A 16,932-nucleotide genomic window follows, 5' to 3' on the forward strand; every position below is an offset into this window, starting at 1 on the left:
CGAGCGCCGTGTCTCTAGAAGGAGACCTCGGCCGGCTTCAGGGGCCTGGTCGGCCAGTCGAGCAGCCGGGCGCCGATGACCGCGGTGTGCAGGGTGTAGCGGTGGGCGGGGTCGGTGGGGTCGGTGCCGGTCAGGGTGTGGATGCGGGCCAGGCGGTAGGTGAGCGCGCGCACGCTGAGCGAGAGCCGCCGGGCCGTGGCGGCGGCCACACAGCCGGTGTCGAAGTACGCGGTGAGGGTGTCGAGCAGGGGCTGTGCCCCGCCGCGTGCCCGTTCCAGCGGCCCCAGAGCGCTCTGCACCAGGTCCACCAAAGCCTGCCGGTCCCGGACCAGGACGGGGAAGACCAGCAGGTCGGAGGCGCGTAGCAGCGGCTCGTCGAGGCCCATGCGCTGGGCCACGTCCAGGGCGTTGAGGGCCTCTTCGTAGCTGTGCCCGATGCCGACGGGGCCCGGCCTGGGCCGCCCGATGGCGACCTGGGCCCGGCCGGCGGCGGCGCGGGCGTGCTGGGCGAAGTGGGTGAGGACCTCGTCCTGGTTCGCGGGGGCGATGCACACCATCCGGCCGTCCTTGGTGGTGAACAGGATGCGGCGGTTCTCGAAGCGGCCGAACAGCTCGTCCGCCACCTGCCGGGGAACGGGGTCGGTCTCGTCGTACTTCTCCGGTCCCTCGGCCACCGCGACCGCGTGGGCGCGGGACAGCCGTAACCCGAACCGTTCGGAGCGCTCGGCGAGTTGGCCCGCGGGCCCACGCCCGTGGAGCAGGTCGTCGATGAACTCGCGGCGGGCCGCCTCCTCTTTGCGGATCACCAGCCGCTGCGCGCGCTCGTAACCGTCGGCGAAGGCGTCCACGGCCTGTTCGACGACGGCGAGGACGCTGTCGGGATCGGCGTCGCGCGGACGGCCCTCCCGGCCGGCCGCGAGATGCGCGCGGACGAGCCCGCGCCAGCCGCGTCCGGCCTCGGCCGCCTGTGCGCCGAGCGCCCGGCGGGACTCGATCTCGTCGCGGGTCAGCCGGCGTCCCGTGATCGAGGCGTCCGCCAGGATCCGGTCGAATCCGTCGAGGAACCGCTCGGACGAGTGCGGGCCGGTCATGGTCTCCCCGTTCGGATCGAGCATTGTCGGACACATGTTCCCACCGGGCGGTACGACGGTGGAGTGCCCGGGGTGCGTCCGGCGTGACGTCCGCGCACCGGTTCTCAGCGGCTCGCGTGGACGGCCTCGGCGGGCTCCGCCGGCGTGACCGGCACGGGCGGCGCGCTCCGGGTGCGCCCCGGGGCGAGGCGGCGGGCGAGGGGTTCGGTCCAGCGGGCGGCGAGCGGCCCCATGACGACCAGGATCAGCACGTACGCGGTGGCCAGCGGGCCGATGCGCGGTTCGACGCCGACGGCGAGTCCGGCGATGACGATGGAGAACTCGCCGCGCGCGACCAGGGTGCCGCCCGCCCGCCACCGGCCCTTGGCGGAGATCCCGGCCCGCCCGGCCGCCCAGTAGCCGGTGGCGATCTTCGTCAGGGCGGTGACGGTGGCCAGTGCCAGCGCGGGGAGGAGGACGGGCGGGATGTCCGCGGGGTCGGTGTGCAGACCGAAGAAGACGAAGAACACCGCGGCGAACAGGTCCCGCAGCGGGGTGAGGAGGCTGCTGGCACCCTCGGCGACCTCGCCGGACAGCGCGATGCCGACGAGGAAGGCGCCCACGGCCGCGGAGACCTGGAGCCGCTGGGCGATGCCCGCGACGAGGAGGGTGAGACCGAGGACGACCAGCAGGAGCATCTCGGCGTTGTCGGAGGAGACCGCGCGGCTGATGAGACGGCCGTGGCGCAGCGCCACGTACAGGACGGCCCCGACGGTCCCCAGGGCGATCAGGAGGGTGACGGCTCCGCCCGCGAGGCTCACCCCGGCGAGCAGGGCGGTGAGGATGGGCAGGTAGAGGGCCATGGAGAGGTCTTCCAGGACCAGGATCCCGAGGATGACCGGGGTCTCGCGGTTGCCGAGCCGGCGCAGGTCGCCGAGGACCTTGGCGATGACGCCGGAGGAGGAGATCCAGGTGACTCCGGCCAGGGCGACGGCGGCGACCGGGCCCCAGCCGAGCAGCAGGGCCGTCGCGGCGCCGGGGGCGGCGTTGAGCGCGAAGTCGACCGCGCCGGAGGGGTATTGGGTCTTCAGGCTGGTGACGAGTTCGGAGGCGCTGTACTCCAGACCGAGCAGGAGCAGCAGGAGGATGACCCCGATCTCGGCGCCGGTGGCGACGAACTCCTCGCTGGCTTCCAGGGGCAGGATGCCGCCGTGACCGAACGCGAGCCCGGCCAGCAGATAGAGGGGTATGGGTGAGAAGCCCACCCGTCCGGCGAGGCGTCCCAGCAGGCCCAGGACGAGGATGATCGCCCCGAGTTCGATGAGCAGGGCGGTGGTGTCGTGCACGGGCGTCTGACCTCCGTCGGTCGAAGTCGGTGGTGGCGTCTGTGCCGTACGGGCGTGCGGGTGTCCCGAAGTGGCTCGTCGCTGTGTCAGGGAGCCGGAGAAGAAGGTGAGTTGCCGCAGTGGGCGGCGTCACGCGTGAGGCGGTACCGACCGTGGGTCTGCCTGTTTCCACCGCGCGGGGCGAAGGACGCGTCAGCGCACGGGGTGGTGGCTCAGGGCGGTACCGCCGATATCGGGGACGCCGTCGCGAGCGGTGTTGTCGACGCGCACGTGGACGACTCGACCCATGTCACGCCCCCCATCACGTCGGCGGCGACCGCCGGCCCATTACTCCACGACTGCGCGGATCGGCGCCCAGCGGAGTGTAAGCGCTTGGTAAAGGATCCTAGCGCACGCCAAAAGGTGAAAATCACAGAAATGCATATACAGGTGGGGTGGAGTCCGGCACGACGGTGGTCATGGCCACCCACGACGTCGACCTGGCCCTGCACCGGGCCGGCCTGCGGCTGCCATGGGGGGCGCGGCCGCCCAACTGCCTAGTGCCCAGGGCCTGTTGACCGACACCTCGACAGGCCCGCGGACCGCGGAGGAACCGGCCGCGCCGGTCGCGACGCCCGATCCCCCGATCGCCCGATCCCCCGATCGCGATTCCCCTCCCCGCCGGTCAAGCCCTGGCGCTCCCGCCGGCTCGCCAGGTTGTGGATCCACTCGAAGAGCGGCTCGGCGCCGTCGCCTCCCGGGTTGTCGAGGGTGACGTCGGTGCCGGCCGCGTAGCCGTCGCCCTCGCGTCGATCGGGAACCGGCACCTTCGACACGCCCGGACGATTTCGGGCAACCCGGCGAATCTCCGCCGTCGAGGACGAGTTGGGTTGACGAAGACCCACCCGTACATGTTCCGTCACCCTGGGGCCGCCCGGCGGGGTGTCTTGCGGGGTGGGTACCTCGACCTTGCTCACCGCCGACGCCTCTCGCTCCTGCGGTTCCGACCCATGAATGGTTTGATATTCAACTATGACTCGACGGATCTTCATAGACAAGCAGAGCCCCAAGGCCTACCACGCCCTGGTCCAGACGTCCGAGGCCGTGCGGGCGACCGCCGCCGACGCCGGCCTGGAGCGCACCGTCGTGGAACTGATCAACCTGCGCGTCTCGCAGCTCAACGGCTGCGCGTTCTGCCTCGACGTGCACACGAAGGCGGCCCTGCGCGCGGGTGAGGACACCCGGCGGCTGGGTGTCCTCGCGGCCTGGCGGGACACCGACCTCTTCAGCCCCCTGGAGCGCGCCGCCCTGGCGCTGGCCGAGGCGACCACCGTGCCGTCCGACGCCGCCGCACAGGAGGCCGCGTACGCCGACGCCCTGGAGGTTCTCACCGAGGACCAGATTTCGGCGGTGATCTGGGTGGCGGTCACCATCAACGCCTTCAACCGGGTGTCCGTCCTGAGCAAGCACCCGGTCCACTAGCAACCCGCCGCCCCCGTGGGCACCGGCGTGCCCACGCCTCGGTGCAGGGTCGCGCGCCCGGACGCCGGTCGGCACCGTCACCCCGTCCGCCCGCAGCGCGTCGCCGCCAGGTCCCCCGCCTCCGGCCCCTCCCATGCCGGAAGCCGGCACCCCCTGTGGGGAGGTACCGGCTTCCGGCCGTGCTTCGGCGAGTGCCCTTCGTCAGGCCGTCACCCACCCGGCCCGGGGTGGGCGCCGGTGGTGCGACGGGCTTCCGATGGGCTCAAGCACCGAGGAACATCCTGCACGTCCCCGAACGTTCGAAGACCGCTCCAACGACCTTGGGCAGCTTCGTCCCCTTCGCCCGAACGTAGGCCGGGGAGGCATCCGGCGTGAACCCCGCGTCCATGACGTCCGTCAGCACTTCGTCGGGGGTCTTCTTCCCGGCGGAGGCGAGCCGGTTGTCCTGGACGAACGCCGGAACATCGTCGCACGGCATGGAGAACTGGACATTGAACGGGTATCCGTCCAAAGCCTTGAGGGCACCGTAAGTGATGTCCTCGGCCCCCTTGGGCAGGCGGACACCGTAGTCGGACAGGGCCTGGTCGAGGCTGACGTCGGCGGCGTCCGACGGAGACTCGTACGGGAACGGCCCGGCGTGCTCGGCGGAGTTCAGGCCGTCCGGATCACAGGCGGCAAGACCCCCGACCAGCAGCACACCCACGAACAACGCCGGCATCCGGGTCAGGCGGTGGAACACGATTTCTCCTAGCCGACGTTGAACGTCTGGTGACCGACGACATCGAAGTCACGAGCCAGCCCGACCGAGTTCAGACGAGCCATGTCGTTCTGCCGCAGCGGCTTGAAGGGCCCCACACCGAGGTCGCCCCGAGGCTTGCCGCCTCCGATGTTCCCCCAGTTGTACCGCTTGTAGACATCCACGGTGACGGTGCCCGTGACCTGGCCCCTCTTCATGACCGTGTCTCCGCGCACCCGGTACTGGTACCCGTTGAGTGCGAAGTAGTAGTCGTCGGCGTCGGCACCCTTGTTCATTCCGTGCTCACGCCCCCTGGCGACGCTGCTGCCATGCCAACCGCTGTCGAAATGACCCAGCTTGATCTGCTGACCGACCTGCTTCCGCATGTAGGAGAGGCTGGCCATCATGTCCGCGACGTCGACCTCGGCCGTCTCGCCGCCGTTCTCCATCCAGTGCTCCATGAGGTTGAAGCCGCGCTGCCACCCTCTCATCGCGACATAGGACAGGGCCATGGAGCCGGCCAGGAAGAACACGCTCTTGTCGTGCGCGTCCGTCTTCAGGGTGCCCCACCCCGGACGGTTGGCGTCCTCGGCCTGGACCGGGGGGTACTCGTAGGCCGGGCCGCCGGCCGGCATCTTCTTCGGGTCGAAGCCGGAGCAGTTGTTCGGGTTGCACAGGGAGCCGAAACCCTGCTCGTTGGCGAGGTCCTGGCTGATGGGCGTCCCGCCCTTCTCCACCGGCTTGTTCATGGTGGGGTCGGCCCACCAGTTGTCCTCGCCCGTCGGGTCCCAGCCCATCAGCGGGCTGTTGTCGGCGTAGGCGTACCCGTTCAACGACTGGGCGTCGGAGGTGTCCAGCAGCGGGTCGACGCTGAGGAACTGGCCGAGCAGCGGGTCGTATTCGCGGGCGCCGACGTGGGTGAGGCCGGTGGCGGGGTCGGCGGGCTTGCCGAGGAACTTCTTGTCGTCGGGCCAGGTGGTCACCGCGGTGCCGCGGTCGGCGCCGAAGGGGGTGGTGTAGCGCTTGGTGATGGCCTGGTCGCCGGCGGCGAGAGCGAGGCTCGCGGTGTTGTGCCGGTCGGCGGCGAGCCAGGTGAGGGTGGAGGTGCCGCTCTGGTTGGTGCGCACCGCCACCGCGGTGCCGCCGAGGGAGTAGGTGCGCTGGGCCCACTTCTTGCCGGTCGTGGCGTTGTAGTGGACCTCGGTGGCACCGAGGTAGAGGACGGTCTCCCCGCCGGTGTTGCGGCGGACGAGGAGGCTGCCGTCGGTGTCGTAGACGTATCCGGTCGTGCTGGTGGTGGAGCCGGCCGTCTCCTTCAGGCTGCCGAGCCGGCCCTCGCCGTCCCAGGTCAAGGACTGGGTCGCGGTTCCGTCGGGGCGCGTGGTGGTGTCACCGGCGGCGTCGTAGCCGTAGGCGGCGGTGACCCCGGTGCAGGCACCCGCGGCGGTCCCGGAGGGAGTGACGGTCAGGGTGTGCGGCTGGGCGGTGTTGTTGTAGCAGTAGGTGCGTGAGGTGGTGCTGCCGGAGGTGCTGTGGTTGGTCTCGGTGGTGCGCTGCCCGGCGCTGTTGTAGGTGTAGCTGTTCCAGTAGGGGGCGGGACCGCCGAGGCCCGCGGCGGTGCGGCCGGAGGCGGCGCAGTCCGCCGTCCTGGGCGTCCACGCCTCGGTCAGACGCTGGTAACCGTCGTAGGCGAAGCACTGGTTGTCGGCAGTGCTCGCACCGCCCAGGGTGGTGGGGTCGGTGAGCGAGGTGACGTTGCCCGCCTGGTCGTACGCGTAGTTGAGCTGCTGGAGCTGCCAGGAGTGGGTGTCGTCGGTGACCACGGACTGGGTCAGGCGGTCCGTGCCCTCGTCCCAGGTGTTGGTCAGGTAGGCCTTCTTGACGCCCGCGGCGTCGGAGACCCCGAGGGTCAGCTGCTGGACCTTGTCCGTGGCGGTGAAGTCGCTCGCGAGGACGTAGTTCTGGGTGCCGCTGAGGGTGGTGGGAAGGCCGTGGTCGTTGTAGCCGGTGTCGATGATCTCCTTGGGCAGTCCGGCGACCGCGGGCTGGACGTCCTGGTCCTGGGCGCCGGTGAGGTCGTAGTGGTCGCTGAAGGACAGCGTCGCGGACGGTACGGCACCGGAGCTCACCAGCGGGTCGTCGGCGGGCAGTGTCAGCGTGGAGTCCAACGGGTGGTAAAGGCTGTCGTAGCTGATGACCTTGCGCGTGTAGGCGTGGGCGGTGTCGGTGGCGCCGTTGGTGTACCGGGTCGACGAGGCCAGCCGGCCCTTGTAGCCGGTGGCGTCGTAGGCGAGGGCGGTGAGCTGGTTGGCCGGGATCTGCTCCTCGGTGGTGGAGGTCAGGTCGGCGTCGGCGGCCGCCTTGTAGGTGGCGGTGGGGCGGCGCAGCTTGTCGTAGGCGGTGATGACCACCCGGCCGGCGCCGTCCTTGGTCCACGACGGCAGGTCCCGGCTGTCGTAGCCGGTGGTCTCGGTGCCCTTGTCCGGGTCGGTGCTCTTCACCTGACGGCCGAACAGGTCGTAGATCCAGGTCCAGGAGCTGTTGTCCGGTCCGGTGACCTTCGCCTGCTTGTCGTCCAGGGTGTACGCGAACTTCGTCGAGGTGTAGAGGGTGCCGGTGCCGCCGCCGTAGGCCGCGTCGTCGGGGGACGGGGAGGCGTACTGGCGGGTCTCGACCGCGCGGCCGAGCGCGTCGGTGATCGTGCGCTTCGCCGAAGCTCCCTCCACGCCCGAGGTGGCCGTGGAGTCACCGGTGTAACTGGTGGTCGTGGACCAGCGCTTCACGCCGTAGGTGTAGAAGGTACTGGTCTCCGGGCGTTCGGCCCCGTCGAAGGTGACCGAGGTCTGCTTGGCGGTGCCGCCGTACTCGGCGCGGCTGTAGGTGCCCGAGGGCTGGTTCTTGCTGTCGTAGACGTCCGCGTAGGTCTCGTAGGCCAGGCCCCGGCTGTCGTAGCGGGTGTCGGTCAGGATCCGGCCGCCCTCGACGCTGCGCTTCTGCGTCTGGATCGGCCGCAGTTGGGCGTCGTAGAGGGAGAAGACGGTCTCGTAGGTGTCGCCGTCCGCCTTGATGGCCCCGGTCGAGGTCCAGGACGCGGCGGTGTTGCTGACGCTGTACCCGTAGACGTAGCTGGCGGGCAGGTCACTGGTGCGGTTGGGCAGCCACACGGCCGTGACCCGGCCGAGGGCGTCGTAGGTGTACTGGGTCTGCTTGTTGTTGATGTCGAACGAGCGGATGACGTTGCCGCGCGCCGGCTCGTAGTAGGTGAACGTCTTCTGCGTGGCCGCGTTGGTCGCGATGGCCATGGTCAGCGGACCGCCGGCGGTCGGCGTGTAGGCCGTGGTGGTGGAGTTGCCGGCGGCGTCGGTGACGGTGGTGGGGCGGCCCAGGGTGTCGTAGACGGTCTTGGCCGTGGTCTGCCAGGTGGTGGGGTTGCGCTCCCCTCCGCTGGAGGAGGCCGGATAGGCGGCTGCCCGTCCGGTCCAGGAGGCGTCGCCCAGGGTCGGCGTCTGGCTCGCGGTCCAGGCGGTGGCGGCGGTGTTGTCGAAGACGGTGGCCTTGTCGGAGAGCACGTCTCCGCGGTCGGCGACCTTGGCGGGCAGGTTGAGCTGGTCCTCGCCGGTGGCGCAGGTGCGGCCGACGGTGCGGCTGCGGGAGACGAGGTCGGAGATGCCCTTGGCGGTGTTGCGGGCGTACCAGGTGCGGGTGCAGATCTCGTCGCCGCTCTTGGCGACGTCGCCGGCGTCCTCCTCGGTGGCCTTCATGCCGTAGGAGTCGAAGGTGGTGGAGGTGGTGTGCGTGCGCCAGGAGTCCTTGACCGTCAGGTACGTCGACGTGGCGGTCCCGCCCGTGCGGACGAAGTACGCCTCGGTGTCGGCGTAGGACGCGTGCTGGGTGGCGGTCTTCTTGGACCAGGGGTCGTTGACGGTCACCGAGACGGCCTGGCTGCCGTCGTAGGTCACCTGCTGCCGGGTGAAGCCGGTGTACTGCTCACTGTCGGTCTGGTCCGCGATGCTCAGCCCGGGGACGGCGAGCGCCTCCACGCTGACGTCCTTGCGGGCGGTGGGGTCCAGCTTGCCGTCCGAGCCCTGTACCCGGTCGCCGTCCATGCCCTGCATGTAGACGGTGACCGTCTTGGACCTGGTGGCGTCCGTGCCCTTGACGGTGGTGACCTTGCCGTAGCCGCGCCACTGCGACCAGGTCCGCTCGGCCTGCGGGGTCAGCGGGTTCTCGTCGTAGTGCCAGGCGGGGTCGGCGTAGGTGTAGTCGGTCTCGGTCGTGGCGTTCTTGCCGGTGGGGTCGGTGCTGGTCACCGCGAGGACGCGGTACTTGTGGAACCAGTCGAGGCCGGCTTCCTCGGCGCCGTTGATGTGCCAGTACACCGGGTAGCACGAGGTGTGGTCGTCGTCCTCGTCAGGGGTGTGGCCGCGCACGCACTCCGGGTCGGAGAGGGTCACGGTGGTCACCGCGCCGGTCTCCGAGATGAGGGTGCGGATGCGGGGCCGGTAGAGCGGCACGATGTCGTCGGTGCCGTCGACCCGGTTGGGCCGCTTGTCGTAGGTGAACGTCACCGGCGGCAGAGCGATCGCGGTGCCGGCCTTGCCGGTGTGCTTGATCGAGTCGAGCACCAGCACCTGGTCGGAGGTGTCCCCCAGGTCGCCGCCGTCGAAGAAGTGCTGGGCGAGATCCCAGGAGTCCACGGCGTCGTAGGTGTTGCCGGCCGCGTCCCAGGAGAAGGAGTTGACCCCCGTCAGCCGCTTGCGGGTGAAGAAGGACGGGCTCTCGGCGTCGCAGTCGTCACCGCTCTTGCAGAGGGAGTCGAAGGGCACGTCGGGCCAGTTGTCGGCCGTGGATTCCTTCAGGTCCGAGCAGTCCGAGGCGGTGCAGCGCTCGCTGTAGTCGAAGGTCACCTTGTGCGAGGCGGTGCCGGAGAACAGGGCGTCCTTGCGCTGACCGTAGAGGATCTTGGTCAGGTAGCCGCCGCGGGTGTAGGTGGCGGTGGCGGTGTCCGCCTTGTTCTTGGCGTAGGAGTTGGTCTCGGCGGTGTACCAGTACGACATCGCGTTGCCGTGCAGGTCCTCGACGTAGTCGAGGTTCCACCGCCACGCCTGCGTCAGCGCGCGGTCGGCGAACGCGGTGCCCTTGCTGTAGCCCGGCTCACCGGAGTCGTCGCCGAAGACGGGTACGGTCCAGGTGGAGTTGGTGCGCTCGGTGCCCGCGCCGTCCAGCTTGTTCTGGCCGAAGACGTACTTGGTGCCGTTGCCGGTGGTCACCGTCCAGTACTCGCCGTCGTCGTCGCCGTTGTCCGCGCCGGTGCCGTGGGTGACGACGGAGGCGTCGTCGTCCTTCAGCCGCCAGGTGCCGGTGGTGTCGTCCTTCACCAGGGTGGTGGACTTGCCGTTGAGCACGAGGGAGGCGTTGTCGTACTTCCAGCACATGTCGTACTTGTCGTCCTGGCCGTCGTCGTCGCAGGAGCCGTACGAGCGCTCCACGTACGAGGAGGACGACAGGTCGAATCCCTCACCGACGGCGCTGCCCTGGTTGTTGGTGTTGGCGGTCCGGCCGTCGATGGAACCGGAATCGTAGGACAGCGTGACCGACGGGGTGGGGCCGGCCGCCGGAGCGGGCGGGGTCATGGGGTACGACCAGGTGAAGGAGCCCGAGGAGCCGCCGGCCTGCCAGGACGACGACGCGCTCAGCGGGGTGGCGGTGTAAGCGCCCGCCCCGGACGCCGACTCGCCGGCGGCCGCGGCGAGCGCCACCACGGCGGTGGCCGGTGCCGCCGCCGCGCGGGCCGACATCGGCACCTGCGCGGAAACGGTCTGCTCGCTCACGTCGTTGTGCGTTCCGGCCAGCGGTGTCTCGACGCGACAGGACGCCTTCTCCGGCGTGGTCAGCGCGCACTCGGGCAGCCGCACCAGGCGCAGCCGGCCCGCCCAGTCGCCGCCGTAGGCCGAGGCGAACGACGAGTAGTCCACGTCAAGTCCGGTGGTACCGGCTTGCTTTGTGGTCACCGACAGCAGAATGCCCTTGATCCCGGCGGCGGTTGCCTCCTTGCGGCCCAGTACCCGCACGGTCGCCGCGGTCGCGGACGTCGCCGACCGGACCGCGGGCGCGGTGAGGGTGACGGGCAGACCGCCCACCTCGGCGCGTTTGCCGCGGACGAGTTCGGCGCGGCCGGCGGCGGGCCAGGTGGCCTGCTGCGCGGCCAGGGCCTTGGCGCCCTGCGCGCGGTTCTCCGCCTGGGCCTTGGCCAGGCGGTCCCGAGCCGCCTTCGCCGTGGCGGAGTCGGCGGGGATCATCTTGGCGCTGCGGGTCTTCGGTGTGCCGGGCCTGCCGAGCGCGTCGGCCGCCTGGGCGACCGGGGCCAGGCCGATCGGCACGCTCAGAGCGAGAACGAGTGAGCCGACGGTCAGGCGAAGTGTGCGGCTGACGGTGGCCGGGCGGCCGTTCCGTCGTCTTCGCGGACGGAAGAGCATGGTGTGGTCCCACCCCTTGGCGTTCGTGCACGGATGTTGCATGAGGACGCCGGGTCCGCCGGACGTGGAGTTCGCCGGACGCCGGAGGGCCGGGTCGCGGCGCGGCGCGGCCCGGCCCGGCGGTTGGTAGGGGCCCGGCCCTCGCGGCCGGGCCCCGACGGCGGCTAGCCGCCGATCATGTTCTCCACCTGCATGTCGTTGGCAGGTGCCCCGACCCAGATCCGCAGATCGCTGATCTTCTCGGGCAGGTAGTTGCCCCACGCCTTGTTGACGTAGGCCCGGCCGGCGGAGAAGTCCCCGTTTCCGGCGACCGCGGTGAAGGCGGTCGGCACGTCGTTGGGTGTGGCGTCGAGATACAGGCTGATCGTCCCGTCCTGGGCGTTGTAGGCGCCGGTCAGCCGGACGCGTTCGTCGGTCAGGGCGGTGCTTTCGGAGCTGACGGCGGTGTAGGTCCTGCCGTCGGCCGCGAGGCGTCCGAAGCGCCAGTACCCGACGGGTACGTCCTTGAGGGTTCCGTCGTCCTGCGGGACCTGTTCGGTACCGGTCTGGTTGAACCACAGGCCCCAGGCGGACCCGTCGGCCGTGCGCTGGCCGACGACCTGTCCGCTGTATCCGGCGCTCTTGCCCGCCAGGGCGGCGCCGTCGAGTTCCACCTCGGTGGTGACGGTGAAGGAGCCGGTGTCGTCCACGACCGGGCCGGGTACGGTGACCGCGTCGTCGACGCCGTCCAGGGAGACGGCCTCACCGTCGAGCGTGGCGCCGCCGCTGAGGGTCATGGTCCGGCTGTAGCCGCTGACCGAGTCGGCCAGGGTGCTGCCGGTGGCGCCGTCCGGGTTCCACGCGCCGACCAGTTCCACGGCGGTGCTGCCGGTGTCCGGGTCGATCAGGCCGGCCTCCTGGGCCATCTCCCTGTCGGACAGGGCCCGCTGGAACACCGCGACCTCGTCGATGCGACCGCGCCAGTAGTTGTTGAACCCGCCGCTGTAGCCCGCTCGCCCGACCTGGAGGGCGCCGTCGCTGGTGGTCGGCTTGCCCGAGGTCCCCAACGCCACCGGGGTGCCCTGCGGGCGGCCGTTGACGTAGAGGGTGATGGTGCGGTCGGTGGCGCTGTAGACCCCGCCGACGTGCGTCCAGGCCTTCAGGGGCACGCCCTGGGCCGAGGCGTTGGCGCCGATGTACTTCCGCACGCCGTTCTCGTACCAGGACCACAGGAACACCCAGCGCTGGATGCCCGAGGAGTAGTACAGCGACCAGCCGGTGTTGTCGGAGTTCTGCTGGGAGGCGATGCAGTGGTAGTCGGTGCCTTCCGTCAGATAGGCCCAGGTCGAGACGGAGAAGGAGGCCTGCGTGTTGATCGCCGGTGACGCGGTGTCGGCCCAGGCGGTCTGGTTGGCGGCCACGGAGGAGTCCAGCCAGAAGGACCGGTCCAGGTCGCCCCGGCGGGCCAGGCTGGAGAAGCCCGCGCCGGCGGTGTGGAAGGTCAGGGGGTGGCGGGTGCCGGCCGTGGTGGCGGAGTCGGCCGCCGTGACCACTCCGGAGCCGGGCGCCGCGTCGTCGAAGTGCCAGCGTCCGGAGGCTCCTTCGCCCTCCGCGACCTTGAACAGGAAGCTGGTGGTCGCGCCGGGGCGCCCGGAGCCGACGTTGTCCTTGGCACGGACCTGGAGGATCTGCGTGCCGGGCAGCTCCGGCGTGATCAGCCTCGTCGGCGCGGAGCCCGTGACGGAGTGCCAGGTGGGCCAGGTCGGCAGCCGGTACTCGTAACCGGCGATGTTGGTGTCACCCGTGGCGGGCTTGAAGTAGAAGTTCCCGCCCTGGCCCGGTCCGCCGCCGGCGGCACAGGCGTTGGCCGTGCACAGGCTGTACGTCCCGTCGGTGGTGACGGTGGGTGCCTTCGGCGCGGTGGTGTCGACCTTGAAGTAGCACCAGCCCTTGGTCGTCACCGAGCTGTGGGTCGACTCGATCGCGTGGTCGTCCCCGCTCCAGTAGGACCGGGTCCAGGCCGACATCCGGGCCAGGGCCCCGTCCGTGAAGGTCAGCGGCGAGGTCACCTGGACCTTGGCGTTGTCGGTGACGAAGCCGCTGGACGGACGGATGGGTTCGGTGACCGTGGTCCAGCTGCCGTCGGTGTTCTTCCTCTGCACCACGAAGTGGGCACGCAGGGTGGCGCCGCTCTCCCCGCCGGACTCCGTCTGGACGTTGGCGAGGAAGTCGGGGGTCGGGTCGGAGATGATCGCCGGGTCCGTCTCGCCGGTCTCGCAGGTGGTGCCGCTGCCGGACAGAACGCCGGGGCTGGTCGGCGGCGCCGGGACACCGACGTAGTCGACGTCCAGGACGGCGTCGTCGTCGAAACGCTTCCAGCCGTTGGGGTCGCCCTCGTCGCCGGCCTTGAGCATCAGTGTCAGCCGGGACATGTCACCGGCCGCGAAGGACTGCACGGTCTTGGTCAGGTTCTCGTACGACTGGCTCGGGTCGTCGTTGAACTCGATCGGCTTCGCCGGCTGGCTCGGGTCGCAGTTGGAGCCGCGGCCCGCGGACACCGTGCGGTCGCCCATGATGTCCCAGTTGGCGGTGGGACCGGGCCAGCGGGTGGAGGAGGAGATGTCACCGGTGCGCACCAGCTGCACCACGGTGGCCGTGCAGGACATCGACCAGCGCTCGGTCACCCGGAAGGTGGCGTCGAGCACCTTCTTGCCCTTCAGCGCGGACGGCGAGAACTCGAAGTACATGCGCTGCTTGTACGGGGTTCCGGTGGTGCAGGGGTAGCCGAAGCCGCCGGTGTAGTAGATCGAGCACAGGCCCACCCCCTTGCCCTCGTCGCCGCCGGTGAAGTTGTAGAAGGCGTCGCCGTCGGAGGAGAGCACCGTGCGCTCGGACTCCGACCAGGAGACGTCCGGGTCGATGTAGAGCGGGTAGACGGTGTCCTCGTCCTTGAGCTGACCGGCGTCGGGGACGACGGTGATGGCGCTCTGGGTGACCGAGATGTCCAGCGGAACGGCGGTGGCGCCGTCACCGGGGCCCTCGGCCGGGTCGGTGACACCCGACTCGTCGCCCTCGGCCGCGGATCCGGCCGCCTGGGTGTCTCCGTCCGCCGCGGCCACGGCGGACGCGGTGTTCGTGGACGTCGTCGAGGCGGTCTTGGCCGAGGAGGAGCCCGAGGGCTTGGCCTGAGTGGCGGGGGCGGTGGTGCCGTCATGGCCCGCGGAGTCCCACTGGCGGGCCGTCGGGGCCCGGAACACGGTGACGCCGTTGTCGTCCACCGCCTGCAAGGACTGGCCCGCGCCCTCCCTCAGCACCAGGCCGTCGGCCCGCACCGGCAGGTGCAGCGCGGTCAGTGCCGGGTTCGCGGCGGCCTGAGCCGTCTTGGCGACGAGGACTTCGCGATAGCCCTCGGTGGTCGCCGTCATCCGCAGGTCCACGTCCGGCAGGACGTTCGCGTAGACGGCCGAGTCGCCGTCCAGCGTGGGAGCGGGCAGCGAACCGGGCCAGCCCACCGCCAGGGTGTGGCCGTCCTCGGTGATGCTCACCAGGTCCTTGCCGTCGCCGCCGCCGGAGAACGACACACCGGCGACAGCCGCCTTCGGGGCGATCCGCTGGTCTTCACGACGGGTCAGGGTGGCGTCGGGCGGCACCCAGGCGCCACCGGGCTGTGCCACCCGGACGGGGACGACCGACTGCTTGAGGTTGAAGGTGGCGCCGTCCGGATTGGCGTACGTGGTCGAGTACTCGGTGCGCTCGGAGACCACCTCGACCGGCTTCCCGGTGGCCACCGCCTGCGCGGACGCCCGCGTTGCCGCAGACGCTGCGGAGGCGTCCTGGCCCGGCGCCGCGGCGGCGGGAGCCAGCGGCAGGACGGGAAGTCCGCCGAGCAGCAATCCCGACAGTGCCCCCGCCACCGTCGTGCGCATTCTCGGTCTGTGTCGTGTGCTGCCCATCGGTATGCCCCACCCCGCCATTCCCTGGCCTGTCGGCCCGCGCGCACGAAGGGCCCGGTCGGGGCTCGTGACGGCGGCGCCGAAGAAAACTCAGCAAAGGAAAGCGTGACCCGGGTGGGTCGTCAACTGACTATTTCTGCGGAAAAATTGACTGGTCATTGGGCGGAAGGAAGCATGCAAGACATATCCGAATACCCTCCTCTCCTGCCATACGCACTGAATCGGACGAAGCATTTCGTCACGTCGCATCAAGAGAGGAACCGGCACCTCCGTTTGAATGCCGGACAGGCCGCGCCAATGAAGATCAATCCCATTCCGGCAAAGACCGGGAACGGTGGCGCCGGCCGCGTCGGCGAAAGAGAGGGGGCGGCTTCTTCATTTAACCCGCGAGACACCTTTTCACGGGTGGACGTTCATATGGAAGTCGATCAGATTTCATCCGGCACACACGTACCGATCGTGGCTCCACGGACGGTGTCCCTGCGCTGTTATGCCGCCCCGAGCATGACCGCTCGGGCGACCGAATAGCACAAGGAGTCGGGCGGCGCGGTCGAACGGCGGTGCAAGCCACCCGGAATCGTGCGTTTCCTCACCCGTTCCGGGGGTGTTCCCGCTCACCCCCCTGGCGGGAGTTCCCGCAGGTCATGAGAAAGTTGCGGCCCAAACTACCCAGGGGGGTCTGTGACACGACATCAGAAGCGGTTCGGGGTGCGCAGAAAGTCTGTGACGCTGCTCGTCGCGCTCGGCACGATGGCCGGGGCGGCGCTCGCGGGGGCGGCCCCGGCCGACGCCGCGACCTGGACCACCGTGGCGGCGGGCGTGGCGTACCGACAGTACGACCTGCCGGCGGCCGCCGGGACGACGCATGTGCATGTGCTCAGCGTCGATCTCAGCAACACCCATGTGCGCCTCGGGCTGTTGTACCCGGGGGCGGTCGCGTCCCGCGCGGCGATCTCCTCGCTGGCGAACAGCCAGAAGGCCGTCGCCGGCATCAACGGCGACTTCTTCAACATCAGCGAGACGCAGCACCCGGGCGTCGCGGCGACCGGGGCGAGCGTGGGGCCGGCGGTCGTGAACGGGAAGGCGCTCAAGGGCGCGGTCCCGAACGGGCAGCGGTTCGGGCCCGCGCTCCCGCCGGGCACGAACACCAAGGCCGTGGTCGGTGTAGGCACCGACGGCAAGGCCCGGGTGGACAGCCTGTCCCTCAACGGAACGGTCAGCGTCCTCGGGCGACGGCTGCCGTTGGGCGGCGTCAACCAGTACGCGCTGGCGGAGAACTCCATCGGCGCGTACACCTCGGACTGGGGCAGCGTCTCGCGCAAGCGGGCCACCTGCGGCACGGACACCGAACGGGCCGCGGCGTGCAGCACCAGCACCTACGAGGTGACGGTGAAGAAGGGCCGGGTGGTGTCGACGTCGACCACGCCCGGCAGCGGCACCATCACGGCCGGCACCACGGTCCTCGTCGGGCGGGAGGCGGGCGCTGCGCGCCTGAAGAAGCTCGTCAAGGGCCAGCCGGTGGCGGTGCGCTACGGGCTGACGGCCGCGTCGAAGTCCGCGTACAGCTTCGCCGTGGGCGGCTACCCGATCCTGTCGGCCGCCAAGCCGCTGTCCGGCCTGGACGGGTCGGTCTCGGCGGTGCGTACGGCCGTCGGCATCGGCAACGGCGGGAAGCGGGTGTACCTGTTCGCGCTGGACGGTGCCACCGCGTACCGCAAGGGGCTGACGATCGCCGAGGTCGCCGCCGCCCTGAAGAGCCTCGGCGCGACCGAGGGCTTCAGTCTGGACGGCGGTGGCTCGTCGACCCTGGTGGCCCGTCCCGCGGGCTCGACCAAGGTGACGGTCCGCAACCACCCGTCCGACGGGTACGAGCGCCCCGTGGCGAACGGCATCGGGGTCTTCACCAAGTAG

At 70.5% G+C, this 16,932-nt stretch carries 8 protein-coding genes; 3 read left to right on the top strand and 5 right to left on the bottom strand.

Going from position 1 to position 16,932, the window contains the following annotated elements; translation table 11 throughout:
* Window positions 1–14: 14 nt before the first annotated feature.
* The gene (locus G9272_RS07830; RefSeq protein WP_171395863.1) at window positions 15–1,091 is read right to left on the bottom strand and encodes a PucR family transcriptional regulator; all 1,077 of its coding nucleotides are present in this window, start codon (window positions 1,089–1,091) and stop codon (window positions 15–17) included.
* 104 nt (window positions 1,092–1,195) lie between these two features.
* Window positions 1,196–2,416, bottom strand: a complete 1,221-nt coding sequence (locus G9272_RS07835) for a cation:proton antiporter (protein ID WP_171395864.1) — start codon at window positions 2,414–2,416, stop codon at window positions 1,196–1,198.
* A gap of 434 nt (window positions 2,417–2,850) precedes the next feature.
* On the opposite strand from G9272_RS07835, the gene G9272_RS07840 reads away from it, so the two are divergent.
* Window positions 2,851–2,973 (top strand): hypothetical protein, encoded by a 123-nt coding sequence (locus G9272_RS07840; RefSeq protein ID WP_437184259.1) that lies wholly within the window; start codon window positions 2,851–2,853, stop codon window positions 2,971–2,973.
* A 454-nt stretch (window positions 2,974–3,427) separates the two neighbouring features.
* Entirely contained in the window at window positions 3,428–3,877 is a 450-nt protein-coding gene (locus G9272_RS07845) for a carboxymuconolactone decarboxylase family protein (protein WP_171395865.1), read from the top strand.
* A 262-nt stretch (window positions 3,878–4,139) separates the two neighbouring features.
* Here G9272_RS07845 and G9272_RS07850 read toward each other — a convergent pair whose 3' ends face one another.
* The 3 genes from G9272_RS07850 to G9272_RS07860 all read right to left on the bottom strand — a co-directional run bounded on the left by G9272_RS07850 (window position 4,140) and on the right by G9272_RS07860 (window position 14,994).
* The gene (locus G9272_RS07850; RefSeq protein ID WP_171395866.1) at window positions 4,140–4,616 is read right to left on the bottom strand and encodes a hypothetical protein; all 477 of its coding nucleotides are present in this window, start codon (window positions 4,614–4,616) and stop codon (window positions 4,140–4,142) included.
* Between the two features lie 8 nt (window positions 4,617–4,624).
* Complete coding sequence (locus G9272_RS45895) at window positions 4,625–10,993, bottom strand: RHS repeat-associated core domain-containing protein (protein ID WP_301272123.1); 6,369 nt, start codon at window positions 10,991–10,993, stop codon at window positions 4,625–4,627.
* A gap of 260 nt (window positions 10,994–11,253) precedes the next feature.
* A complete protein-coding gene (locus G9272_RS07860; RefSeq protein ID WP_171395868.1) occupies window positions 11,254–14,994 on the bottom strand; it encodes a LamG domain-containing protein in 3,741 nt (1,246 codons plus the stop codon).
* Between the two features lie 708 nt (window positions 14,995–15,702).
* On the opposite strand from G9272_RS07860, the gene G9272_RS07865 reads away from it, so the two are divergent.
* Window positions 15,703–16,932 carry a phosphodiester glycosidase family protein gene (locus G9272_RS07865; RefSeq protein ID WP_171395869.1) on the top strand — a complete coding sequence of 410 codons (1,230 nt, stop codon included), beginning with the start codon at window positions 15,703–15,705 and terminating at the stop codon, window positions 16,930–16,932.

The organism is Streptomyces asoensis (assembly GCF_013085465.1).
Classification (GTDB): Bacteria; Actinomycetota; Actinomycetes; order Streptomycetales; family Streptomycetaceae; genus Streptomyces; species Streptomyces cacaoi_A.

Bases quoted from the DNA above. Each gene is read 5' to 3' on its own strand.
- G9272_RS07860 (WP_171395868.1), bottom strand. From the start codon at position 14,994: ATGCGCACGACGGTGGCGGGGGCACTGTCGGGATTGCTGCTCGGCGGA.
- G9272_RS07845 (WP_171395865.1), top strand. From the start codon at position 3,428: ATGACTCGACGGATCTTCATAGACAAGCAGAGCCCCAAGGCCTACCAC.
- G9272_RS07830 (WP_171395863.1), bottom strand. From the start codon at position 1,091: ATGACCGGCCCGCACTCGTCCGAGCGGTTCCTCGACGGATTCGACCGG.